The organism is Actibacterium sp. EMB200-NS6, from assembly GCF_001305615.1.
Classification (GTDB): Bacteria; Pseudomonadota; Alphaproteobacteria; order Rhodobacterales; family Rhodobacteraceae; genus Actibacterium_A; species Actibacterium_A naphthalenivorans.
Genome location: NZ_CP010869.1, coordinates 866,100 through 889,661, shown reverse-complemented (window position 1 = coordinate 889,661; position 23,562 = coordinate 866,100). Strand labels below are relative to the sequence as shown.

Annotated in this window: 23 protein-coding genes; 15 read left to right on the top strand and 8 right to left on the bottom strand. The window is 64.9% G+C overall.

Annotation, left to right across the window (positions count from 1 at the left end):
• Window positions 1-151: 151 nt before the first annotated feature.
• Window positions 152-370, top strand: a complete 219-nt coding sequence (locus TQ29_RS04450; protein WP_157445511.1) for a hypothetical protein — start codon at window positions 152-154, stop codon at window positions 368-370.
• Window positions 371-497: 127 nt separating this feature from the next.
• On the opposite strand, the gene TQ29_RS04445 is transcribed toward TQ29_RS04450, so the two are convergent.
• The 4 genes from TQ29_RS04445 to TQ29_RS04430 form a co-directional block, all read right to left on the bottom strand.
• Window positions 498-1,646 carry an acetate/propionate family kinase gene (locus TQ29_RS04445; RefSeq protein ID WP_054538182.1) on the bottom strand — a complete coding sequence of 383 codons (1,149 nt, stop codon included), beginning with the start codon at window positions 1,644-1,646 and terminating at the stop codon, window positions 498-500.
• A gap of 58 nt (window positions 1,647-1,704) precedes the next feature.
• Window positions 1,705-3,999, bottom strand: a complete 2,295-nt coding sequence (locus tag TQ29_RS04440) for a DUF3141 domain-containing protein (protein WP_054538181.1) — start codon at window positions 3,997-3,999, stop codon at window positions 1,705-1,707.
• Between the two features lie 7 nt (window positions 4,000-4,006).
• Window positions 4,007-4,771, bottom strand: coding sequence for an enoyl-ACP reductase FabI (gene fabI, locus TQ29_RS04435; RefSeq protein WP_054538180.1), 765 nt, complete (start codon window positions 4,769-4,771; stop codon window positions 4,007-4,009).
• A 281-nt stretch (window positions 4,772-5,052) separates the two neighbouring features.
• Entirely contained in the window at window positions 5,053-6,630 is a 1,578-nt protein-coding gene (locus tag TQ29_RS04430) for a bifunctional UDP-sugar hydrolase/5'-nucleotidase (protein WP_054538179.1), read from the bottom strand.
• 161 nt (window positions 6,631-6,791) lie between these two features.
• Between TQ29_RS04430 and TQ29_RS04425 the strand changes: the two genes are divergently transcribed.
• From TQ29_RS04425 to arsC, 3 genes are read left to right on the top strand one after another with little or no spacing between them, the layout of a single operon-like run.
• Window positions 6,792-7,130 (top strand): DUF952 domain-containing protein, encoded by a 339-nt coding sequence (locus tag TQ29_RS04425; RefSeq protein ID WP_054540322.1) that lies wholly within the window; start codon window positions 6,792-6,794, stop codon window positions 7,128-7,130.
• Complete coding sequence (locus tag TQ29_RS04420) at window positions 7,127-8,185, top strand: quinone-dependent dihydroorotate dehydrogenase (RefSeq protein ID WP_054538178.1); 1,059 nt, start codon at window positions 7,127-7,129, stop codon at window positions 8,183-8,185. Before TQ29_RS04425 ends, TQ29_RS04420 begins: the two co-directional genes overlap by 4 nt.
• A complete protein-coding gene (gene arsC, locus TQ29_RS04415) occupies window positions 8,176-8,529 on the top strand; it encodes an arsenate reductase (glutaredoxin) (protein WP_054538177.1) in 354 nt (117 codons plus the stop codon). The genes TQ29_RS04420 and arsC overlap by 10 nt, the downstream gene beginning before the upstream one ends.
• Before the next feature lie 46 nt (window positions 8,530-8,575).
• On the opposite strand, the gene TQ29_RS04410 is transcribed toward arsC, so the two are convergent.
• From TQ29_RS04410 to TQ29_RS04400, 3 genes are read right to left on the bottom strand one after another with little or no spacing between them, the layout of a single operon-like run.
• Window positions 8,576-9,895, bottom strand: coding sequence for an MATE family efflux transporter (locus tag TQ29_RS04410; RefSeq protein ID WP_054538176.1), 1,320 nt, complete (start codon window positions 9,893-9,895; stop codon window positions 8,576-8,578).
• A complete protein-coding gene (locus TQ29_RS04405) occupies window positions 9,888-10,397 on the bottom strand; it encodes a PaaI family thioesterase (RefSeq protein ID WP_054538175.1) in 510 nt (169 codons plus the stop codon). Before TQ29_RS04405 ends, TQ29_RS04410 begins: the two co-directional genes overlap by 8 nt.
• Window positions 10,394-10,831 carry a PaaI family thioesterase gene (locus TQ29_RS04400; RefSeq protein WP_054538174.1) on the bottom strand — a complete coding sequence of 146 codons (438 nt, stop codon included), beginning with the start codon at window positions 10,829-10,831 and terminating at the stop codon, window positions 10,394-10,396. The genes TQ29_RS04405 and TQ29_RS04400 overlap by 4 nt, the downstream gene beginning before the upstream one ends.
• A 109-nt stretch (window positions 10,832-10,940) precedes the next feature.
• On the opposite strand from TQ29_RS04400, the gene TQ29_RS04395 reads away from it, so the two are divergent.
• The 9 genes from TQ29_RS04395 to TQ29_RS04355 all read left to right on the top strand — a co-directional run bounded on the left by TQ29_RS04395 (window position 10,941) and on the right by TQ29_RS04355 (window position 19,999).
• The gene (locus TQ29_RS04395) at window positions 10,941-12,089 is read left to right on the top strand and encodes a putative manganese transporter (protein ID WP_054538173.1); all 1,149 of its coding nucleotides are present in this window, start codon (window positions 10,941-10,943) and stop codon (window positions 12,087-12,089) included.
• Window positions 12,090-12,150: 61 nt separating this feature from the next.
• A complete protein-coding gene (locus TQ29_RS04390; RefSeq protein WP_054538172.1) occupies window positions 12,151-12,549 on the top strand; it encodes a MerR family DNA-binding transcriptional regulator in 399 nt (132 codons plus the stop codon).
• A gap of 152 nt (window positions 12,550-12,701) precedes the next feature.
• Entirely contained in the window at window positions 12,702-13,100 is a 399-nt protein-coding gene (locus tag TQ29_RS04385; RefSeq protein WP_054538171.1) for a MerR family DNA-binding transcriptional regulator, read from the top strand.
• A gap of 23 nt (window positions 13,101-13,123) precedes the next feature.
• Window positions 13,124-14,902 (top strand): acyl-CoA dehydrogenase C-terminal domain-containing protein, encoded by a 1,779-nt coding sequence (locus tag TQ29_RS04380; protein ID WP_054538170.1) that lies wholly within the window; start codon window positions 13,124-13,126, stop codon window positions 14,900-14,902.
• A 51-nt stretch (window positions 14,903-14,953) separates the two neighbouring features.
• A complete protein-coding gene (locus TQ29_RS04375) occupies window positions 14,954-15,166 on the top strand; it encodes a hypothetical protein (RefSeq protein ID WP_054538169.1) in 213 nt (70 codons plus the stop codon).
• Between the two features lie 294 nt (window positions 15,167-15,460).
• Entirely contained in the window at window positions 15,461-16,099 is a 639-nt protein-coding gene (locus tag TQ29_RS04370) for a glutathione S-transferase family protein (protein WP_054538168.1), read from the top strand.
• 14 nt (window positions 16,100-16,113) lie between these two features.
• Window positions 16,114-17,325, top strand: coding sequence for an acetyl-CoA C-acetyltransferase (locus TQ29_RS04365; RefSeq protein ID WP_054538167.1), 1,212 nt, complete (start codon window positions 16,114-16,116; stop codon window positions 17,323-17,325).
• Window positions 17,325-17,798 carry a cupin domain-containing protein gene (locus TQ29_RS04360; RefSeq protein ID WP_054538166.1) on the top strand — a complete coding sequence of 158 codons (474 nt, stop codon included), beginning with the start codon at window positions 17,325-17,327 and terminating at the stop codon, window positions 17,796-17,798. The genes TQ29_RS04365 and TQ29_RS04360 overlap by 1 nt, the downstream gene beginning before the upstream one ends.
• Window positions 17,795-19,999 (top strand): 3-hydroxyacyl-CoA dehydrogenase NAD-binding domain-containing protein, encoded by a 2,205-nt coding sequence (locus tag TQ29_RS04355; RefSeq protein ID WP_054538165.1) that lies wholly within the window; start codon window positions 17,795-17,797, stop codon window positions 19,997-19,999. Before TQ29_RS04360 ends, TQ29_RS04355 begins: the two co-directional genes overlap by 4 nt.
• Before the next feature lie 26 nt (window positions 20,000-20,025).
• On the opposite strand, the gene TQ29_RS04350 is transcribed toward TQ29_RS04355, so the two are convergent.
• The gene (locus tag TQ29_RS04350) at window positions 20,026-20,679 is read right to left on the bottom strand and encodes a sulfotransferase family 2 domain-containing protein (protein ID WP_054538164.1); all 654 of its coding nucleotides are present in this window, start codon (window positions 20,677-20,679) and stop codon (window positions 20,026-20,028) included.
• A 111-nt stretch (window positions 20,680-20,790) separates the two neighbouring features.
• Between TQ29_RS04350 and TQ29_RS04345 the strand changes: the two genes are divergently transcribed.
• Both TQ29_RS04345 and TQ29_RS04340 read left to right on the top strand, forming a co-directional pair.
• The gene (locus tag TQ29_RS04345; RefSeq protein ID WP_054538163.1) at window positions 20,791-22,428 is read left to right on the top strand and encodes an AMP-binding protein; all 1,638 of its coding nucleotides are present in this window, start codon (window positions 20,791-20,793) and stop codon (window positions 22,426-22,428) included.
• 94 nt (window positions 22,429-22,522) lie between these two features.
• On the top strand, window positions 22,523-23,539 hold the full coding sequence (locus TQ29_RS04340; protein WP_054538162.1) for a hypothetical protein: 1,017 nt from the start codon (window positions 22,523-22,525) through the stop codon (window positions 23,537-23,539).
• Window positions 23,540-23,562: the final 23 nt, after the last annotated feature.

The window sequence follows — 23,562 nt, the reverse complement described above, 5'->3', positions numbered from 1 at the left end:
CCCATCTAAGCCCATAAATTCATTGACAAAACCATCAGGCACTGGGCGCAATATTACTATAGAGCTGCCATATATAGGCCGTATTTGAACAGAAGAATGGCGAGTGGGGATCAAGAACAATTCAGACGACGCACTAGGAAGGGAAAAACCAATGTTTATAGGATTTCTTGTAATCGGGGCGATGTTCGCAACCGCCGCTGCCGCAGGTACACTGATTTCGGGTGGCTCGCTTCTGATGGCACTGTGGTCCTACGCGGTTGGCGGCGTTTACGGCACGCTTCTGGCGATGGCGGTCTTCCTGGTCTTCTTGCTGATGCGCCGCATGAACATCCTGTCCGCACCGCGCTCGGCCGAAATGGCCACCGAATAACGGCTGAATACAGGGCGCCGCCGAAATCTGGCGGCGCTGAACGGATGCGTGGAGCGGCCAGCGGCCCCGCGAACATCCGCTCGGGGCAATCGGCCCCGTTCAGGGAAACCCGATACCTCGCCCTGCGTCACACCTGTTTCTGAACGGCCCGTGCGATCACGCGCTCTTCGTCGGTCGGAAGCGCGAAGACCCGCACCGGGCCTGCGCCGATCTCGATCTCGCTCGTCGCGTTCCGGCCCTCATCCAGCGTGATCCCGAGGTAATCCAGCCCATCGGCGACCCGACCCCGCACCGTCACGGAATTCTCGCCAATCCCGCCGCTGAAGATCAGGGCATCGATCCCCCCCAGCACCGCGGTCATGGCGCCGATCTCCCGGCGGATGCGGAACACGTAGTAATCAATGGCCTGCGCCGCCTCCGGCGCCTCTGACGCTTCGAGCGTGCGCATGTCGCTGCTGATCCCCGACAGCCCCTTCAACCCGCTTTCCTTGTAGAGGAGCGTCGAGATTTCGGGCGCGCTCAGCCCCTTCTGATCCATCAGATAAAGCAGAACGCCGGGATCGATCTGCCCGCATCTCGTGCCCATCGGCAATCCGTCCAGCGCCGAGAACCCCATCGTCGAGCCAACGCTTCTACCGTCCTTCACCGCACAGATCGACGCGCCGTTTCCAAGATGCGCGATCACCAGCCGCGCGCCCGAGAGTTCGGGAAAGCGCCGTGCCAGGTCTCCGGTGAGGAAATCATAGCTCAGCCCGTGAAACCCGTAGCGGCGCACGCCTTCTTCGTAAAAGCGGCGGGGAAGCGCGAACGTGTCGTTGACCCAAGGGTGGTCGCGGTGAAAGGCGGTGTCGAAACACGCCACCTGCACCGCATCGGGAAAGGCCACCTGCGCCGCGGCGACCGCCGCGAGATTGTGTGGCTGATGCAGCGGCGCCAGCGGCACCAGCGCGGAAAGCTTTTCGATAACCTGCGGCGTCAGAATTTCCGGCGCGTGGAAATCCACGCCGCCATGCACGATCCGGTGCCCGACCCCGTCGACCTTGCGGCCGGCAAGAACCGGTGTCACGCTGGCGATGATTTCCCGAAGCGCGATCGCGTGGTCGGCGACACCCAGCGCGCGCACCACCTTTTCACCATCGTTTTCCAGGATCAGCCGCGCCGTCGGGCCCAGGTTTTCCACCTGCCCCCTGGCCAGAAGCTGCGGTTCGTGATCGGAAATATAGACCGCGAATTTCAGCGAGGACGAACCCGCGTTCAGCGTCAGTATCGCACTCATCGGGCCGTCCGGCTCCGCATGACCGCGCCGTCGCACCGCACTGTTTCATCCGCCATGGTCACTCCGCCACCTGTTTCGGGTGCTCCAGAATGTTCCGCATCCGCGCCAGCATTGCAAGCGTCGCAGGCTCCATCTCCGTTTCGCTGCCCAGCACATAGGCGACGGCCTCCAGCGCCCGCTGCCGTTCGGCATCCGTCCGCAACAGGCGCGGCAGGGTGTCAAACGCGGCGTCCCGCGCGAAAGTCACGATCAGGCTTTGCTCATGGATGATCCCGGCCCGGACGGACACGGCGATATCGTTGAACGGCGCGTGGGTGCTCAGCAGTTCCGACGAACGCTCCAGCCGATCCCGGCGCACATCCCCCCGCGTGTCGGCCAGCAGGACCAGCATCCGCACGATGCCTTCGGCAAGCCCGCCGGTCTCGATCCGCGACAGGGCGGTCTGAACCTCGGGCAGCGCGCGCAGATCCTGCGGCGCCTTGTGGGTGCGGGTGTGGGCGTGGGGGGCACCATAGCGCAGCGCAAGCGGCGAGGCCCAGACCGACAGGAACACAAGCTCGGTCAGCGCCTCGCGGATATCGCGCAGGCCGTCGAGGCTTTTTTCCATCATGTCGGCCCAGAGCCGCTCGGCCAGCAGAAAGGGGTTTTCGGGATCTGCCGGCCTGCGGTTTTCGCGGGCCAGCTCCGCCGCCCGTTCCAGCGCGGCCATGCCGGGGGTGGCGGATGAAAACGCGGCACGGCTCATGCGCATCGGGTGGGTGTGGCGGCGAAACTCCGCCATCTGCGGCGGAACGCTGGCCTGTATCAGCGGGCGTAGCGTAGCGTCGTAACTGTCGACAATCGCCTCGGACGCGCGCGCCACCCCGGCAAAGGCGGCCTCGTCCCGGCGCGGGCCGGTTACCTTCAGAATATCGGTCATCTTGCGCCTGGCGAAGCTGACGGTGAAGGTTTTCTCGCTGCCCTCGCCCTCGTGATCCTCGATCAGCATTTCATAGAGGCCGGGCGATAGCGCCTCTATGGTTTTCAGGGTCGAAGCCATCTGGCTGTGTTCCCGCCGCGCGACGGAGGATGACACGAAAATCCCCAGATGCCCGACCTGCTCGTGCACCATGTAAAGGATCCGCTGGCCGCGAATGCCGATCTCGACCTCGTCGGTATAGGTGTCCACGATCCAGTTGAGCGCCTGCGCGGGCGGCGTGATATTGTCGCCATGCGATGCGAACACGATGACAGGGGTGCGGATCGCCTTGAGGTCGATCAGGCGGCCGGGCTGCAGATAGGCCTCGTTCTTGCCCAGCTTGTTGCCGATGAAGAGGTTCTCGACGATCCAGCGGATCTCGGCCTCCGTCATCATGTAGTACCCGCCCCACCAGCGTTCGAATTCCAGGAACCTGTCGACCGCCTCGTCGACATTCTGATAGAGGTCGTAATACTTTCGAAACCAGGTGCGGCCGGGATTGAGCCCTTCGAAATTCTGCACCAGGTTGGCGCCGTCGAACTGCCCGGCGCCCAGATCCGCCGCGACGAGCGCCGACACCGCGCCGCCGACGATCCCGCCGGAATAGCGCATCGGATCCTGCCCCAGCTTGCCGCCCCAATAGGACATGGGCGCGCCGTTCAGCACGATCGGGCCGACAAGATCGGGATGGGTCGCCGCCAGGATGGCCGTGCCCCAGCCGCCCTGGCAATTGCCGACGACGATGGGCTTGGGGCTGTCGGGATGGCGGCGGATGACCTCGCGCAGGAATTCGGCCTCGGAATGGGTCACGTCGGCCAGCGTCTGGCCCGGCTCGGGGTCCGGGTGGAACGCGACGAAATAGACCGGGTGCCCGTCTTTCAGGGCGACGCCGACCTGGCTGTCGTTCTTGAACCCGCCGATGCCCGCGCCATGCCCGGCGCGCGGATCGATGATGACGTAGGGCCGCTTCCAGTTCAGCACCTCGACCCCTTCGGGGGGCAGGATCCGCAACAGCATGTAGTTGCTGGGCGGTGTCAGGTCGCGCCCCTCGACGATCACCTCGTATTCGTAGATCAGAACCGGCGGGCTTCCGGCGGCCTGGTGTTCCACGAAGATATCCGCACGCCGGCGCATCGCGTCGCCGGTCAGCAGCGCCCGCTGCCCGGCATCCAGCAGATAGCCCGACCAGGCCGCCATCAGCGCCGCCGGAGAGCTGGCGGCGGCCATCTGGCGCGTCAGCGTCTGCCCCTGCCGCGAGACGCGGCCCGCCGTGTCATGCAGTGTTTTGTTGGCCCGCTCGGCATGTCGCCTTGCGGCGATGCCCGAGAGTTCCGCCTGAAGTGTCGCGTCGCCGGCAAGCTGGGTCAGGTTTTCCTGATGGCGTTGCTGTATCATGTGGGCCTCATCCAATGATCTGATATCCGCCGTCGATCGGGTGAACGACGCCGGTCACGTTGCGCGCCTCGTGGCTGGCCAGAAAGGCGGCGTAGGCGCCGATATCCTCGATCGTCGCCAGCGCATGGGTCGGGGCCCGTTCGGCAGCCAGCGCCAGAATTTCGTCGAAATGGTCGATCCCGCTGGCCGCGCGCGTCGCCAGCGGGCCGGGAGAAAGCGCATGCACCGATATGCCCTTGGGTCCAAGCTCGGCCGCCATGTAGCGGGTGACGCTTTCCAGCGCGGCCTTGACCGGCCCCATGATGTTGTAATGCTCCACCACCTTTTCGGAGCCGTAGAAGCTGACCGTCATGCAGGTGCCGCCCGAGGGCATCAGCGGTTCGGCGAGGCGCACCATCCGCATGAAGGAATGCACCGAGACATCCATCGCCTGGGAAAAGCCCTTGGCGGAGCAGTCCACCACCCGCCCATGCAGATCATCGCGCGGGCAGAAGGCGATGGCGTGAACCAGCGTATCCAGGCGCCCCCATTTCTCGTCGATCCGGGCGAACACACTCTCGAGCTGGCCCGCCTGGGCGACGTCGAGCGGCAGGATCAGCTCGGCGCCCAGCTCCTCGGCCAGGGGGCGCACATGGGGTTCGGCCTTTTCGTTGAGGTATGTGATGGCGAGATCGGCCCCCTGTGCCCGGAGCGCCCTGGCGCATCCCCAGGCGATCGACTGATCATTCGCGACGCCCACGACAAGCGCCTTGAAACCGTTCAATGAAAACATGCGATGTTCCGGCGTAGGTTGGTTTTTGGATACAGGCAGAATGTGACGCTTTTTGCATTCGCAGCATCGCGAAGATGGAAAACCGCCCCGGAATCAGAAGCATCCGGCGCCGCGATCACAAAAAAGCCAGCCTCCGCGCCGGATGGCGCAAATTGCGGCCCTCGATAAATTCGATGCGGAAAATACCTGTTTGAGCGCCGTTCAAAGACGCCGGCGGCCGCCCCCCGGAACGACAAAGGCGCGCCCTTTCGGACGCGCCTCTTTCGTCGCGGATCGCCGGCTTATTTCTGCGCGATGCGCCCGTCGGTATAGGGGGTATAGGGCCCCACCTCGGCCATGTATTCGGCCGTGACATCGGCCAGGTCGGGGCCGAAATCATAGACATGCTCGGCATGGGTCGCGAACATCTTGTAGCCGTCGCCGCCGTTGCGGACATAGTTGTTGGTGACAACGCCATAGGTCTTGGCCGGGTCGAGCGGAACGAAGGCATCGCCCTCTTGCACCATCACCTCGACAACGCGGCTGCCCGGCGCGGCGGCGGGATCCCAGACGAATTTCAGCCCGGCAACCTGCGGGAAGCGGCCGGCGCCTTCCTCGACCTGGCTCAGGCCGTTTTCAAGCGCGTCAATCACCGTCTGGCCGGTGGTCTGGAACGTGGCCAGCGTGTTCTGGAACGGCAGCACGGTCAGCACCTCGCCCATCGTCACGTCGCCCGCGTCGATGCTGGCACGCAGTCCGCCGCCGTTCTGAAGCGCGATCTGGATGCCCTGCCCCTCGACCCGCGCAAGCATCGCATCGGCCACGAGGTTGCCCATCGGGCATTCCATCGCGCGGCAGACCGAACGGTCGCCCTCGATGGCTTCGGCGGCCTGGGCCACGACCTTCTGGCGGATCTCCTCGAGCGGAACGGCCAGCTCGCTGATCCGGGCCTTGGTCACCTCGTCCTCGGTGACGGCGGCATCCATGATCAGCGGCTCGCCGGTGGCTTTGGTGATCACGCCCGCGTCGTTGAACGTCACGTTCAGCTCACCCAGAAACTTGCCATAGGCATAGGCCGAAACGATGGCGGTGTCGCCGACTATGGTCGGGTACGGGCCTTCGGCGCTGTCGGAGGTGTTGGACAGCAGCGTATTGGTGTGCCCGCCGACGATCACATCTACGCCAGAGGTGTTCGCCGCCACCTTCTTGTCGACGCCATAGCCGGAATGCGACAGCACGATGATCTTGTTCACGCCCGCATCGGTCAGCTTGTCGACCTCGCCCTGAACCGCCTCGGAGGGATCGGTGAAGATGATGTTCTTGCCGGGGCTGGCCAGTTCGTCATTGTCTTGCGGGGTCAGGCCGATCAGGCCCAGCTTTTCGCCGCCCCGTTCGATGATCACTGATTTCTGGATCGTGCCGGCCAGCAGCGGCTCGCCGGAGATATCGGCATTCGACATCAGAATCGGAAAGTCGACCGAATCGACAAACCCGCGCAGAACCTCGGGGCCGTCGTCGAATTCGTGGTTGCCCACGGTCATCGCGTCATAGCCCATCTTGTTCATCATCTCGGCCGCGACTTTACCCTTGTAATAGGTATAGAACAGCGTGCCCTGAAACTGATCGCCGCCATCCACGAGGATGAAATTGTTGGTCCGCTTCTTGGCTTCCTCCAGCGCCGTCACCAGACGGGCCGAACCGCCGAAGCATTTGCCTTCGGCATTGTCCTCGGCCGAGCAGCCGCTATCATATTTGGAAATGGGCTCGAAACGGGCGTGGAAGTCGTTGGTATGCAGGATGGTCAGCGAATAGTCGGCCGCTGCGATCCCCGCAGAAAGCGCCAGGGCGGCGGTCGAGGCGGCAAGGAGACGCGCAATCATGAAGAAACTCCCGTTGGAACATGACGTAATTGTAACAGAATGTTGACCTGTTACAGATGCAGAGTCAAAGCCTGAGCATCCTGATGGCTATCTGTGAAGAGTGACACTTGGATGACGTCACGGCATTGACCGGACGCATGAGTTTCGGCATTGGGAATACCATGCTGATTTTCAAGATTTTCCGCCGCCCCGAATGGGAAGAGTTCCGCGCCGCAGGCAGCACCGATGGCGCGCCTGTGGATGTCGCGGACGGGTTCATCCACTTTTCGACCGCCGAACAGGTGACGGAAACCGCGGCAAAACACTTCACCAGCGAAAGCGATCTGGTGCTTGTCGCCTTCGACCCCGACACGATGGGCGCGGATCTGAAATGGGAAACCTCGCGCGGTGGCGCGCTGTTCCCGCATCTCTACCGCCAGCTTCGCATGGACGAGGTGATCTGGGACAAATCCCTGCCGCTGGGCGCCACCGGCCATATCTTCCCGGAAGGTGTGATTTGAGCGTGGCCGAGCGGCTGGGCCTGGCCCTGTTGCACCGTTGCGATCCGGAACGGGCGCACGGGCTTTCCATCGCCGCGCTGAGGGCTGGGCTGGTGCCCCTGCCCGGTGTCACCACATCGCCCCGGCTGCGCACAATGCTGGCCGGGCTGGTTCTGCCCAACCCGGTGGGGCTGGCGGCGGGGTTCGACAAGAACGCCCAGGCGCTGGCGCCGCTTTCGCGCGCCGGTTTCGGGTTTCTCGAGGTTGGCGCGGCCACCCCGCGCCCGCAGCCCGGCAACCCGCGCCCGCGCCTGTTCCGCCTGACCGAAGACGCCGCCGTGATCAACCGGTTCGGCTTCAACAATGACGGGATGGAGGCGATCGCGGCGCGCCTTGCCAAACGCCCGGCGGGCGGCATCGTCGGGCTGAACCTGGGCGCCAACAAGGACAGCGCCGACCGGGCCGGCGATTTCGCGCAGGTGCTGGCCCGCTGCGGCCCGCATGTGGATTTCGCCACCGTCAACGTCTCCTCCCCCAACACCGAAAAGCTGCGCGACCTGCAGGGCAAGGCGGCGCTTTCGGCGCTGCTGGCCGGGGTGATGGAGACCCGCGCGGCGCTGCCCCGCCCGATCCCGGTCTTCCTGAAGATCGCGCCCGATCTGGGCGAGGCCGAACTGGCCGAGATTGCCGAGGTCGCGCTGGCCTCCGGCCTTGACGCGATCATCGCGACCAACACGACCCTGTCGCGCGACGGGCTGAAAAGCCCGCAGGCGGCCGAGGCGGGCGGCCTGTCGGGCGCGCCCTTGTTCACGAAATCGACGCAGGTGCTGGCCCGCCTGTCGCAGCTCACCGAAGGGCGGCTGCCGCTGGTGGGCGTCGGCGGAATCTGCAGCGCGGAAGACGCCTATGCCAAGATCCGCGCGGGCGCCTCGGCGGTGCAGCTTTATTCGGCCATGGTCTATCAGGGCCTGACGCTCGTGCCCCGGATCGTCGACGGGCTGGAACGCTTGCTCGCGCGCGACGGGTTTGCCAATGTGGCCCAAGCGGTCGGCACCGGACGAAAGGAATGGCTGTGAGCGATATCGTCATCTGGCACAACCCGCGCTGTTCGAAATCGCGCGAAGCGCTGGCGCTGTTGCAGGCGCGCGGCGAAGACCCGGTGATCCGCAAATATCTGGAAGACGTGCCGAGCCTCGATGAACTGCGCCTGACACAGGCGACGCTGGGCCTGCGCGCCATCGAGATGATGCGCACAAAGGAAAAGCGCTTTGCCGAACTGGGCCTGTCGAAGGACGCGGAGGATGCGGTTCTGCTGCGGGCGATGTCGGAAAGTCCCGTGCTGATCGAACGGCCCATCGTGTTCGCCAGCGGCAAGGCCGCCATCGGCCGCCCGCCCGAGCGGGTGCTGGATATCCTGTAGCAAGATGCGCCGGCGCTGATTGGGGCGCGGCGCGCCGGGGGATCGCTCAGCCGTCCACCGACGCCTCGAGCGCCGGATAGCGCAGGGCCAGGGTCACGCCGCGCGCCACCAGCGAGATCAGCAGCGCCATCCACAGCCCGTGATTGCCGCAAAGCGGCATCAGCACGGCGACCGCGATGCCGTAGATCACGAACGACACGATCATCATGTTGCGCATGTCTGCGGTCTTGGTGGCGCCGATGAACACACCGTCCAGCATCCAGGCGGCAAGGCCCAGCAGCGGCGCCGCGACCATATAGACAAGATAGGCCCGCGCCTCTGTGCGCACCTCCGGGGCCGTGGTCATGATGTCGATGATCCGCCCGCCGAACAGCGCGAAGGCGATGGCAAGCCCGATCACGCAGACCAGGCCCCAGAAACTCGTCAACAGCGCGCCGCGCCGGAGCGACATCCGCGTCCGCGCCCCGAGCGCCTGCCCCACCAGCGCCTCGGCCGCAAAGGCGAACCCGTCGAGCGCATAGGCGGTGATTTCCAGGAACTGCACCAGAATCTGGTTCGCCGCCAGCGTCACATCACCGAAATCCGCGCCGAAGAACAGGAACGACACGAAGACCGCCTGAAGCAGAAGCGAGCGGATCAGGATGTCGGTATTGACCCGCATCATATGGGTCAGGCGCGCCCGGTCGAACACGCGCGGCCAGTCTTTCCAGGCGCTGCCGCGAAACGCGTCGCGGCACAGCCAAAGGCCCATCGCCGCGCCCGACCATTCGGCCAGGAAGGTCGCCGTCGCCACGCCCTCGACGCCCCAGCCAAGCCCCAGCACGAACCACAGATCCAGAAGGATGTTCATGCCGTTCATCAAAAGCTGAATGGCAAGCACCGCGCGCGTACGTTCCAGCGCGATCAGCCAGCCGGTGAGGCCATAGATGGAAATCGCCGCCGGCGCGGACCAGACCCGGATGCGCATATAGCTGCGGGCCATCGTCTCGACCTCGGGGCTAGCGGGCGAAAGCCGGAACGCCCCCCAGAACAGCGGCGCCTGCAACAGGATCAGCACCACCCCGGCCGCAACGCCGATCATCAGCGCGCGCGACAGCATCGCGGCAACCTCGGCGCTGTCACCCGCCCCCTGAGCCTGAGAGGTCAGGCCGGTCGTGCCCATCCGCAGAAAGCCGAGAATCCAGTAAAGCGCGGTGATGGTGATCGCGCCGATGCCGACGGCGCCGATCGGCGCGGCCAGGCCAAGTTGCCCGACGACGCCGGTATCCACCGCCCCCAGGATGGGCACGGTCGCGTTTGACAGCACGATCGGCAGGGCGATCTTCAGAACGCGCCGGTGCGTCAGCGCCGGCGCGGCCTCAACCATCACGTTGCGGCATCAGAAAATGGCCGGTGGCCTGGGCGAACAGCCGGTCGCGATTGTCCTGCCAGGCTTCGACATGAACCGAGGCATAGCGACGGCCGGAGCGGTTGACCCGCGCCCGCGCATAGGCGTCGCGCGGCAGGCCCGACCGAAGGAAATCGGTGGAAAAGTCGATGGTCTTGGGCAGGCGCGGCACGCGCGCGCGGATCAGCGTTTCGGGATCGAGCGCGCCGCTTTCCATCTCCTCCCACAGCATCGTCCAGGACAGACCGATAATCGCCGTAACCTCGAGAAACGCCGCCGTCACCCCGCCGTGAAGGGCCGGAAGATGAGGGTTTCCGATCAGTTTCTCGTCATAGGACAGAACGCCGGTCAGCTCGTCGCCCCTGCGTTCGAACGTGATCCCGAGAAAGCGGATATAGGGCACCCCCCGCACCAGCGCCGACAGCGCCGCGTCCCGGCGCTGTTTCACCATCTGAACCGGTTCGGGCGGATGCCGGGTCATACCGCGTCTCCTTCGGGCTGCGCCACCGTGAACGCGCCGGTGGCCATCGCCACGGGGTTCGCGCGGTCTTCGTCCATGGCGGTGGCACGCACGAAGGCGACGCTGCGGGTGACGTGATAGCATTCCGCCCGGGCGACAATCCGCTGGCCGGGCGTCGCCGGGCGCATGTAGTCGATCCGAAGATCCAGCGTCGCGGTCGAATCCGACGTGTCGGGATGGCTGACCACCGCCGATCCGGCGCAGGTGTCGAGCAGCGCCGACACCGCACCGCCGTGGATCACCCCGCTATGCGGATCCCCGACGAAGCGTTCGTCATATGGCATCGAGATTTCCGCGACCCCGGTCCCGAGATAGTCCAGCCGCATCGCCAGCGCGCGGGAATGGGGAACCAGATCGAACATTTCCCGGGCTTGCCGCATATTTTCTTCGCTCATGCACCATCCCCTCTTGTGATTTCGGTTATTGGACCTTGCCAAGCATGCTGCAAGTGATAATTTCTTAAATTGAAATTAATTCGCAAAAGCAAAATATCGAATCACACCCATGTCCTCGACACCACAGCCCCACCCTGACCGCGCCGCGCTGGTATTGCCGGAATATCTTGGCCCGTTCCGCGTCAAGCGCCTGATCCTTGTGCTGATCTATCTGGCGCTGTCCTTCGCGCCCGGCCGGCTGGGCGAGGTGACGCGCGGGCTGATGACTGACGCCTATACACAGGTCGCCGTATTCGTGGCGGCGACCTTCCTGCTGTTCTACGGGGCCGAGCGGTTTTTCAAATTTGACATGGCCGATGCGCTGAAGGGCGCGAAGGGCTGGCAGGTGCCGGTGGCCGCGCTGCTGGGCGCGACGCCGGGCTGTGGCGGCGCGGTGATCGTGGTTGCGGCCTACAGTTCGGGCAATGTCGGTCTCGGCGCGATGGTCGCCACCCTGACCGCAACGATGGGCGATGCCGCGTTCCTGCTGCTCGCCACGCGCCCCGATGCCGCGGCGGTGATCCTGCCGCTTTCGCTGGTCGTGGGCACCCTGACCGGCTGGATCGTGGACAGGTTCAACAAGGTCACATTCGCCCCGTCAGGCGACACTTGCGCCGTGGTCGCGCCGATCGGGCGTATCCGCGCCAAGGATTGGGTCTATCTGATGTTCATTCTGCCAGGTCTTGTGGTCGGCGTGGCCCAGCTTGCCCAGATCACGATCGACGATCTGCTCGGCATTCCGGTGGTGTGGCTCGCGATGGCCGGGATCACGACCGGGTTGCTGATCTGGGCCACCTCCACGGTCCGGGCCATGACCAACCCTGCCGACACCCCCGTGACCCGCGCCGCCGAGGAAACCAGTTTCATCACCATCTGGGTCATCGCGGCCTATCTGGCCTATGACTACGCGTCCGAATTCGCCGGGCTGGATCTGGAGATGTGGTTTCAGGCCGTCGCCCCGATCCTGCCGCTGATCGCCATCGCGGTCGGGTTCGTTCCCGGCTGCGGCCCGCAGGTGCTGGTTGCAACGCTCTACGTCAACGGGGCGATCCCCTTCGCGGCGCTCATCGGCAATGCGATATCCAACGACGGCGACGCGCTGTTTCCTGCGATCGCGCTCAACCCCAAGGCGGCGATGCTGGCCACGGTCTATTCGGCCGTTCCCGCGCTGATCGTGGCCTACGGGTTTTACCTCCTGGCGCCCGGTTTCATGAACTGATTTGCGCCAACCCGCACAAACGCCTAAGGTTGTACCAGACACGTAGGAACGGGAGGCGGCGGTGTCGGACGGGCACCTGACGTTCAAGCAGATGTGCGCGAAGTTCGATGTGACTCCGCGAACGCTGCGGTACTACGAGTATATTGAGCTTCTCAGCCCGAGGCGCGAAGGCCGCACCCGTTACTATTCGGCCCGCGACGTGGCCCGGATGACACTGATCCTGCGCGGGCGCCGCTTCGGGTTCAGCCTCGAGGAAATCCGCCAGTGGCTTTCCATCTACGAAGAAGAGGGCTCCGCCGCCCAGAATGCCGCGTGGGTCGAGAAAGCCACGCTCAAGCTGGCGGATCTCAAGACCCAGCGGCGCGAGCTGGACGATACCATTTGCGATCTCGAAGAGATGCGCGACAGGGCCAGGCGCCTGCTCGATCGCCAACAGGACTTCGCAAAACGACTCCGATAGTTCGCTTTCCGGCAATATTCCCCGGCACGGCTTCGGTAGGCACGATGTGACGCAGCGTCTCGCTTACGTCTAGGTCAACTTCCCTGCTATAGCCCACCGGATCCGGCCAATGGGGCCATCAATTAAGAATACGCTCGTTCAAAGGCGACCAAATGACTGATACGATTATGACCATCCGACAGATGTGCGATGCGTTCGATGTAACGCCGCGTACATTGCGCTTCTACGAAGCCAAAGAGCTGCTGTTCCCGATCCGCGAGGGTCAGAAGCGCCTGTTCCCAAAGCGCGACCGTGCCCGGCTGAAGCTGATCATGCGCGGCAAGCGCTTCGGGTTCAGCCTCGAGGAAATCCGCCAGCTGCTGGATCTCTACGACATCGGCGACCAGCAGCAGACCCAGCTGCGCCGCACCTACGAAGCCGCCTGCCGGCATCTGGCCGACATGGAACGCCAGCGCGCCGAACTGGACGAATCCATCACCGATCTGAAAGAACAGCTTGCCTGGGCGGAAGAAAGGCTGGATGCCTTCGGGCAGCAACAAGCCGCGGAATAGACGCTCAAAGGGAGGAGACCTTGATGCCGTCCTACAACGCTCCCACGAAGGATCTGCAGTTCGTATTACACGACCTGCTGAACGTAAGCCAAAGCGGTGTGGAAGGCTGTGACGCGCTGGAGCGCGACGTCACGTCCGCCATCCTCGACGAGGCCGGAAAGCTTGCCAGCGACGTGCTGGCGCCGTTGAACGTGGTCGGCGATACCGAAGGCTGTGTTCTGGAAAACGGCACGGTGCGCACGCCGGCAGGGTTCCGCGACGCTTACCGCAAGGTCCGGGAAGGCGGCTGGATGGGGCTGGACTGCGATCCGGCCTTTGGCGGCCAGGGCATGCCCTATGTGCTGAACATCGCGGTGGGCGAGCTGTTCGTCTCGGCCAACATGGCGTTCAACATGTATCAGGGCCTCACCCACGGCGCCTATTCCGCCATCCACACCCATGGCAGCGACGCGCAAAAGGCTATCTATCTGCCGAAGATGGTCACCGGCGAATGGACCGGCACGATGAACCTGACCGAACCGCATTGCGGCACCGATCTGGGGCTGATGCGCACGAAGGCCGAACCGCAGGATGACGGATCATACAAGATTACTGGCCAGAAGATCTTCATCTCGGCGGGCGATCACGACCTGTCGGAAAACATCATCCACCTGGTGCTGGCCAGGGCACCGGACGGCGGCGAAGGCACCAGGGGCATCAGCCTGTTCATCGTCCCGAAGTTCCTGATCGGCGACGACGGCGCGCCGGGGGGGCGCAATGCCGTATCCTGCGGCAAGCTGGAAAGAAAGATGGGCATTCACGGCAACGCCACCTGCGTGATGAACTTCGACGGCGCCACCGGCTACCTGATCGGAGAGTTGCACAAGGGCATGCGCGCGATGTTCACCATGATGAACGAAGCCCGGATCGGCGTCGGCCTGCAGGGCTATGCCCAGGCGGAAGCCGCCTATCAGAACGCGGTCGCCTATGCCCATGACCGGCTTCAGGGCCGCGACGTGACAGGGGCGCAAAACCCCGACGGCCCGGCCGATCCGATCATCGTGCACCCCGATGTGCGGCGCAACCTGATGGATCAGAAATCCTTCGTTGAAGGGGCCCGCGCGCTTACCCTCTGGGGCGCGCATCTGATCGACCGCGCGCACCGTATGGGTGACACGAAGGCCGAGGGGCTGATCTCTCTGCTGACGCCGGTGATCAAGGGCTTCCAGACAGACAAGGGCTTCGAGATGGCCGTGGCGGCGCAGCAGGTGTTCGGCGGGCATGGCTATATCGAGGAAACCGGCATGTCGCAATTCGCCCGCGACGCTCGCATCGCCATGATCTACGAAGGCGCCAACGGCATTCAGGCGCTTGATCTGGTGGGGCGGAAACTGGCGCAGGACGGCGGCGCGCATCTGATGGCCTTCTTCGATATGGTAAAGGCGTTCATCAAGGAAAACGAAGGCAACGGCGCGCTGAAACAGGATTTCCTCGATCCGCTCAAGAAAGCCTCCAAAGACCTGCAGGCAGCGGCGATGTATTTCATGCAGAACGGCATGAAAAACCCCAACAGCGCACTGGCCGGCTCTTATGATTTCATGCATCTGTTCGGCCATGTCTGCCTTGGCCTGATGTGGGCCCGAATGGCAAAGGCCGCGATGCTGGCGCTTGACGCGGACACACCCGACGCGGCCTTCTACGAGACCAAGATCGCTACCGGCCGCTACTACATGTCCCGCCAGCTTCCGGCGACGGGCCTGCATCTGGCGCGGATCGAATCCGGGGCCGACCCGGTGATGGCACTCGCGGCGGACGCGTTCTGATGGCATAACGCGTAAAACAGGACATGATGATGACCGAATAGGGAGGCTTCATTGCCCAAACGCCTGCGCCTGACCCGCCGCTTCAATGTTGCGATGACCGAGGATGGTTACCGCCGGCTGAAACGCTTCGCCGCCGAGGCCGGGCTGGACGAAGGCGAAGCGTTGTCATTCCTGTTCGAGTACTTTGACAGCGTCACTGATCATGACAACCTGAGCCACCGGCTGCGCCTGTTCAACGCCGAGCTGGAGGCACGCAAACGATGAGCGCACCGCCAGTCGCCCCGTCATGCCGCCTTCGGCGAGAGTATTTGTGCCGAGAAGATGAACAGTCTGCGCCCTGCCATCCGGCGCTTTCCGGTCCGGGCCGGGGGCGCGCGGGACGGCAGGGCGTCTCCTCGGGCGGTCATCGGCTCTCCAGCCTGTACCGCACCATCAACACTGCCGGACCAAGGTTAACGGCCGGTTATCGAATACCGGCCTGTTCCTCTTCTCGGCAAAAATACTCAGATCCAGCACCGGCCGCCCCTCGGTCGGTCAGAAATTCAGAAAGAGAGCCTGATGACGATCCAACTTTACTGCTTTGGTGAAAGCGGCAATGCCTACAAGGCCGCGCTGACGATGCAACTTGCCGGGGTGGAGTGGGAGCCCGTCTTCGTCGACTTCTTCCATGGCGAGACCCGCAGCCCGGAATACCTGGCGCTGAACCCGATGGGCGAAGTTCCGGTGATGGTCGACGGGGACGTGACGCTCAGCCAGTCGGGTGTCATTCAGGATTACATCAGCTCAAAGACCGGCAAGTTCGGTGGCCGCAGCGCCAATGAGCGGCGCGAGGTGCTGCGCTGGGTGTTCTGGGACAATCACAAGATGTCCTCGCAATGCGGAACGGTGCGGTTCTTGATGAACTTCCTGCCCGAGGAGAAGCGCCCGGCCGAGGTGATCACCTGGCTGCAGGGCCGGCTGCGCGGCGCGTTCAAGACGCTGGAGGCCGCGCTGGGGGGCAAGGAGTGGCTGGTGGGCGATCAGCCCACCATCGCCGATTTCGCCTGCTGCGGGTATCTGTATTACCCCGAGCCCTTCGGCTTTGACCGCGCCGACTGGCCCAATATCGACGCCTGGCTGGATCGCATCGCCGCCCTGCCCGGCTGGAAGCACCCCTATGATCTGATGCCCGGCTCGCCCGCCGACCGGGCCACCTGAGAACGGAGGCCGCCATGACCGACGCCTTTATCTATGATGCCGTGCGCACACCGCGCGGCAAGGGACGCAGGGAGGGCGCGCTGCACGAGGTCACCTCTGTCCGCCTGTCCGCTGTGGTTCTGGATGCCCTGAAAGCCCGCAATGCTCTGGAAGGTCACGCCGTGGAGGATGTGATCTGGGGCAATGCCACCCAGGTGGGCGAACAGGGCGGGTGCCTGGCGCGGTCTGCGGTTCTGGCCTCGGGGCTTGATCAGTCGATCCCGGGCCTGTCCATCAACCGGTTCTGCGCCAGCGGCATGGAGGCGGTGAATCTGGCCGCCAATCAGGTGAGGGGCGGCGCGGGTGCGGCCTATATCGCCGGCGGGGTCGAGATGATGGGCCGCGTGGCCATGGGCAGCGACGGGGCGGCGATTGCGGTTGACCCGTCGCTTGCGATGGGCCGCTATTTCGTGCCGCAGGGCATTTCCGCCGATATCATCGCCACCGAATACGGCTTTTCGCGCGACGATGCCGATGCGCTGGCCGTGGAAAGCCAGAAACGCGCCGCCGCGGCCTGGGGCGAAGACCGCTTTGCCCGGTCGGTGATCACGGTGAAGGACCAAAACGGACTGCCGATCCTGGAGCATGACGAATACATGCGCCCCGGCACCGACATGCAGGCGCTTGGCGCGCTGAAACCCGCGTTCAAGGATATGGGCGAGGTGATGCCCGGCTTCGACAAGGTCGCGCTGATGAAATACCCGCATCTGGAGCGGATCAATCACATCCACCATGCGGGCAACTCTTCGGGCATCGTCGATGGCGCGGCCGGGGTGCTGATCGGCAGCAGGGCCTTCGGCGAGGAGCATGGCCTGAAGCCGCGCGCGCGCATCCGCGGCACGGCGAAGATCGGCACCGACCCCACCATCATGCTGACCGGGCCGGTGCCCGTGACCGAAAAGATCCTTGCCGACAATGGCATGGCGATTTCGGATATCGACCTGTTCGAGGTGAACGAGGCTTTCGCCTCGGTCGTGCTGCGGTTCATGCAGGCCTTTGACGTCGATGACGGCAAGGTCAATGTCAACGGCGGCGCCATCGCCATGGGTCACCCGCTGGGCGCCACCGGCGCGATCATCATCGGCACGCTGCTTGATGAGCTGGAGCGCAGCGACAAGGAAACAGGTCTGGCAACGCTGTGCGTCGCCTCGGGCATGGGTGCCGCCACAATCATCGAGAGGGTGTGATGGGGATCATCGACAAGCGCAACGTGCCGGTCAAGACCGGGTCGATCTACCCCGAGCCCTATGCCAGCCAGATGGCCGGGCGGTCATCGCTGCGGCTGGGCGATGCGGGCGGGCTGACGCAGTTCGGCGCCAATCTGGTGATCCTTCAGCCCGGCGCGAAATCGTCGCTGCGGCACTGGCATCTGAACGAGGACGAGTTCGTGATGGTGACCGAGGGCGAGATCATTCTGGTGCAGGACGCGGGCGAGACGCCGATGCGCCCGGGCGATTGCGCCGCCTTTCCGGCGGGCGACACGGACGGCCATCATTTCATCAACCGGACCGGGCGCGAGGCGCGGTTTCTGGTGGTCGGCAGCCGCGCCCCGCGCGAAACCTGCACCTATTCAGATGTCGATCTGGTGATGGACGTGGCGGATGGCAAGACCAGCTTCACCTACAGGGACGGCACCCCGTTCAAGGGAGAGCGGACATGAGCGAATTCCACTATTCCGTCGATCCGGACGGCGTTGCGATCATCACCTGGGACGTACCCGGCAAAACCATGAACGTCATGTCGCTGGAGGGGCTGCGCGAGCTGGAAGCCTGTGTCGACAGGGCGCTGGCCGATGATGCGGTCAGGGGCGCGATCATCACCTCGGGCAAGAAGGATTTCGCGGGCGGGATGGATCTGAACATTCTGGCCGGGATGAAGGAGAGCGCGGGCGACGATCCGGCCCGTGGCCTGTTCGAGGGCGTCATGCAGATGCATGGCCTGCTGCGCAAGATCGAGCGCGCCGGGATGAACCCGAAGACCAACAAGGGCGGCAAGCCCATCGCCGCCGCCCTGCCCGGCACAGCGGCCGGCATCGGGCTGGAACTGCCGCTGGCCTGCCACCGGATCTTTGCCGCCGACAATCCCAGGGCCAGGATCGGCCTGCCGGAGATCCTGATCGGCATCTTTCCCGGCGCCGGCGGCACCACGCGGCTGGTGCGCAAGCTGGGCGCGATGGCCGCCGCGCCCTTCCTGCTGGAAGGCAAGATGCAGGAGCCGAAGAAGATGAAGGCGGCCGGCGTCATCGACGCGGTTGTCCCCGCCGAAGAACTGATGTCGGCCGCGAAGGAATGGGTGCTGGCCGCCAAGGATGCCGATATCCTGAAACCGTGGGATGCGAAGGGCTACAAGATGCCCGGCGGCGCGCCCTATCACCCGGCCGGTTTCATGACCTTCGTCGGCGCCAGCGCCATGGTCAATGGCAAGACGCAGGGTGTTTACCCCGCCGCGAAGGCGCTGCTTTCGGCGGTTTACGAAGGGGCGCTGGTGCCCTTCGATACCGCGCTGAAGATCGAGGCCCGCTGGTTCACCAACATCCTGATGAACCCGTCGTCCACCGCCATGATCCGGTCTTTGTTCCTGAACAAGGAAGCGCTGGAGAAGGGCGCGGTGCGCCCTGCCGCCGTGCCGGATCAGTCGGTCACCCGGGTCGGCGTGCTGGGGGCCGGGATGATGGGCGCGGGCATCGCGCTCGTGTCGGCGCTGGCGGGGATCGAGGTGGTGCTGATCGACCAGAGCCAGGCAGCCGCCGACAAGGGCAAATCCTATACCGCCGATTACATGGACAAGGGCATTTCGCGCAAGAAAGCCACGCCCGAGAAAAAGGAACAGGTGCTTGGCCTGATCACCGCCACCACCGATTACGCCGCGCTGAAGGGCTGCGACCTGATTGTCGAGGCCGTGTTCGAAGACCCCGGCATCAAGGCCGATGTCACCGCGCGGGCCGAGGCGGTGGTGGGCGAGGACTGTATCTTCGCCACCAACACCTCGACCCTGCCGATCGGTGAACTGGCGAAGGCCAGCACACGGCCCGCCCAGTTCATCGGCATCCACTTCTTCAGCCCCGTCGACAAGATGATGCTGGTAGAGATCATCCGGGGCGCGGAGACCGGCGACCGGGCCGTGGCCAGGGCGCTGGATTTCGCGCGCCAGATCCGCAAGACGCCGATCGTGGTCAACGACGCGCGGTTCTTCTACGCCAACCGCTGCATCATCCCCTATATCAACGAAGGCATCCGCATGGTGAAAGAGGGGGTCACCCCCGCCCTGATCGAGAATGCCGCCCGGCTGGTGGGCATGCCGCTGGGCCCGCTGCAACTCGTCGATGAAACCTCGATCGATCTGGGGGTGAAGATCGCCCGGGCCACGAAGGCCGCGATGGGCGATGCCTATCCCGACGGCGCGGTGGACGAGGTACTGTTCCGCATGGCCGATGATGGCCGGCTTGGCCGAAAGGCGGGCGCGGGTTTCTATGCCTACGACGAGAAGGGCAAGCGCCAGGGCCTGTGGCCGGGGCTGGCCGCGCAATACCCGCTGGCGGGGGCGCAGCCCGATGTGTCCGAGGTCCAGCACCGCCTGCTGTTCGTGCAGGTGCTCGAGGCCGTGCGGGCGCTGGAAGAGGGTGTTCTGAGCGATATTCGCGAGGGCGACGTCGGCGCCATTCTGGGCTGGGGCTTCGCGCCATGGTCCGGCGGGCCGTTCAGCTGGCTCGACATCATCGGCGCGCCGCGCGCGGTGGCGCTGTGCGATGCCTTGGCCGAAACCCATGGCGCCCGCTTTGCCGCCCCCGCGCTGCTGCGCGAGATGGCCGCGCAGGGCGATACGTTCTACGCGCGGTTCGCGCCGGGCGCCAAGGCCGCCTGAGCGGTGACAACACAGCGGCGCGGTCCCTAGCCGCCAAACCCGTAGCCGAAGCGCGCGATGTCTTCGCCGCAAAGCTGCGCCAGCAGGGCCGCGTCGGCATCGGAATAGTAGCTGCGGAAATCCGCGGCCCTTTCTGATTGGTTCACCTTCGGAATATCGCCCAGCGAGAACCCCAGATGCGCCTCGAGCGGCGCGAGATCCTGCGCCAGATGCTCTAACCGGATGAAGGCGCCGCATCTTTCTTGCCCCTCGGGGTCTTGCATGTAGGCGCCGTAGCTTTCGGCCTGAAAAACCGCGCGGGTCTGGGCGTGGTTCAGAAAGGCGCTGAACTCCAGCCCTTTCGCGAGATGCACCGCCGGATGATCGAAGCCCTGCGCCCGCAGCCAGTGGTAATAGCTGACCATCCGGTCCCACGGATTGCGCACAAGGGTGAAGGTGAATAGCTCCGCCATCTCCTGCCGCGTCACCAGGCCCTCGATATCGCGCAGACGGGAATGTTTCCAAAGCCGGCCCGAGCTTCGCGCCCCCTGCAGCCGCCGCCGTCGCTTCACCGCCTTGGGCGTGTCGCCGATCAGAATGTCATCCGCCATCGCCCGCGCCTCCAGCGCCAGGCTCAGGGCGGTGCCGCCGGTCTTGGGGATATGCACGAAGATATAGCGGCGCCCGCGCGAGATGATCATGGCATTCACCTTATCGCCTGCGCGTCGGTGCCGCCAAGATGCGTTTGCCCCTTTCCAAGCCGCGCGGCCCCCGCCACTATCCGGGTCCGAGGAGAAACGAGGGAGGATGGAATGGGCTGGTTGGCCGATGAGACCGGGCTGGGCAAATGCGATGCGAACCATGTGCCGCTGACGCCCCTGTCACACCTGAACCGCGCCGCGGATATCTTTCCCCAGCGCCAGGCGCTGGTGGACCGCAGCCGCAGCTTCACCTATGCGCAGATGCACGAACGCGTCACGCGTCTTGCCTCCGCCCTTGCCGGACGCGGCATAAGGCCGGGCGATGTGGTCGCAACCCTGCTGCCCAACATCACCGCCCAGATCGAGGCGCATTTCGGCGTGCCCGCCTGCGGCGCGGTGCTGAACGCGATCAACACCCGGCTCGAGACAGAGACGGTCAACTACATCCTGTCCCACGGCGGCGCGAAGATCCTGCTGGTCGACAACGCGCTGCTGCCGCTGGCCGAGGCCGCGATTTCGCGCATGGCCGAGGCCGACGCGCCCGAGATCATCGAAGTGGCGGATCACGAGGCCGGTTTCATGCCCGATGGCCGGCACATGGAATATGAAGACCTGCTGGCGGGCGGCGATCCCGGTTTCCGTTGGATCATGCCCGAGGACGAGTGGGAGAGCATCGCGCTCAACTACACCTCCGGCACCACCGGACAGCCCAAGGGCGTGGTCTATCACCACCGCGGCGCCTATCTGGCCACCATGGGCACCGTGATCTCGTGGCGCATGGTGATGCACCCCCGGCTGCTGACCATCGTGCCGCTGTTCCACTGCAACGGCTGGTGCCACAGCTGGATGATGCCCGCGCTGGGGGGCACGATCATCTGCTGCCGCGATGTCACCGCGAAGAACATCTATCACGCGATCTCGGTCGACGGGGCGACGCATTTCGGCGGCGCGCCGATCGTTCTGAACGCGCTTGTCAATGCGCATGAGCACGACAGGCTGCCGTTCGATCACACCGTCGAGGTATTCACCGCCGGCGCCCCGCCCGCCGCCGCGACGCTGGCGAAGGTGGAACCGCTTGGCTTCAACGTCACCCAGGTTTACGGGCTGACAGAGGTTTACGGCCCCGCCACGGAATGTATCTGGCAAGACGATCTGTGGGATGACCTGCCGCAGGGCGAGCGTGCCAATATCAAGGCCCGCACCGGCGTTGCCATGCCGATGCTGGAAGAGGCCACCGTGACCGATGAAAACATGGCCCCGGTGCCGCGCGACGGCGTCACCACGGGCGAGATCATGATGCGCGGCAACACCGTGATGAAAGGCTACTACAAAAATCCCGAAGCCACCGCCGAAAGCTTTGCCGGCGGCTATTTCCATTCCGGCGACGTGGCCTTCCGCCACCCGGACGGCTACATCAAGATCACCGATCGCGCCAAGGACATCATCATCTCGGGCGGCGAGAACGTGTCTTCGGTCGAGGTGGAGGGCGCGCTGATGCACCACCCGGCGGTGGAGCTTTGCGCCGTGGTCGCCAAACCCGACGAGAAATGGGGCGAAGTGCCCTGCGCCTTTGTCGAACTGAAGCCGGGGCATGAGGTGAGCGAGACGGAACTGATCGCCTTTTGCCGCGAACATCTGGCCGGGTTCAAGACACCCAAGCGGGTGGTGTTCGAAGACCTGCCCAAAACCTCGACCGGGAAGATCCAGAAATTCGAACTGCGCGAGATCGCCAAGGGCCTGCCCGACTGATGCGCCCCGTTGCCCCCTGCATTGTGGCGCGGCGTCCAAGCCGCTATCATGGCGTCACAAACACGGAACGAACCGGGCAGGATCAGGGCCGCGCATGACGGCGCTTTCACAGTTTGAACGGCTGGAATCTTCCGGCCTCTGGCGCGAGGGGCCCCAGGCGCAGCGGCGCGATGTGATCGTGTCGTTCGGCGACGCCTCGCTGGTGATTTCCGACACCCGGGAACGGGCGCTCGCCCATTGGTCACTGGCCGCCGTGACCCGCCTCAACCCCGGCGCGATGCCGGCGCTGTTCGGCCCCGGCACCGATGCCGAGGAAATCCTGGAAATCGAAGACGAGGTGATGATCGGCGCCATCTCGAAGGTGACGGCGGCGATCGAAAAGCGCCGCCCCCGGCCCGGGCGGCTGCGGCTCATCATGCTGGGATCCAGCCTCGCGCTGGTGATCGGGCTGCTGGTGTTCTGGATGCCCGGCGCGTTGCGGCGCCACACGGTTGCGGTGGTGCCCCCCACGGTGCGGGCCGAAATCGGGCAGGGCCTGCTTTCCCGCATCGCCCGCGTTTCGGGCGCACCCTGCCATACCACCGCGGGCGACCGCGCGCTGGCGCGGCTGCGCGCGCGGCTTCTGGGGCCGGGCCCCGGCGTGCTGGTGGTGCTGCCCGGTGGTGTCCGTCAGGCGGCGCATCTTCCGGGCGGGCTGATCCTGCTGAATCGCGCGATCGTCGAGGATTTCGACGATGCCGACATTCCCGCCGGTTTCATTCTGGCCGAGGCCGAACGTGCCGCCCGGCAGGACCCGCTGGATCTGATGCTTCGGAATGTGGGCACGCGGGCCACGTTCCACCTGCTGACAACCGGCGCGCTGCCGGTCGAGGCGCTGAACGGATATGCCGAAACCGTGCTCACCCGCCCCCCCGCCTCGCTGACGGACGCGGCGCTGCTGGCACGGTTCGCGGCGGCGGAGGTGCCATCGACGCCCTATGCCTATGCACTGGATGTGTCGGGCGAAACCGTTCTGGGCCTGATCGAGGCCGACCCGCTGCGCGGCCGGGCCTACAAGCCGGTGCTCAGCGATGCCGACTGGATCCGCCTTCAGGGCATCTGCGGCGGCTGAATTTCCACCCCGCGAAAGAAGAC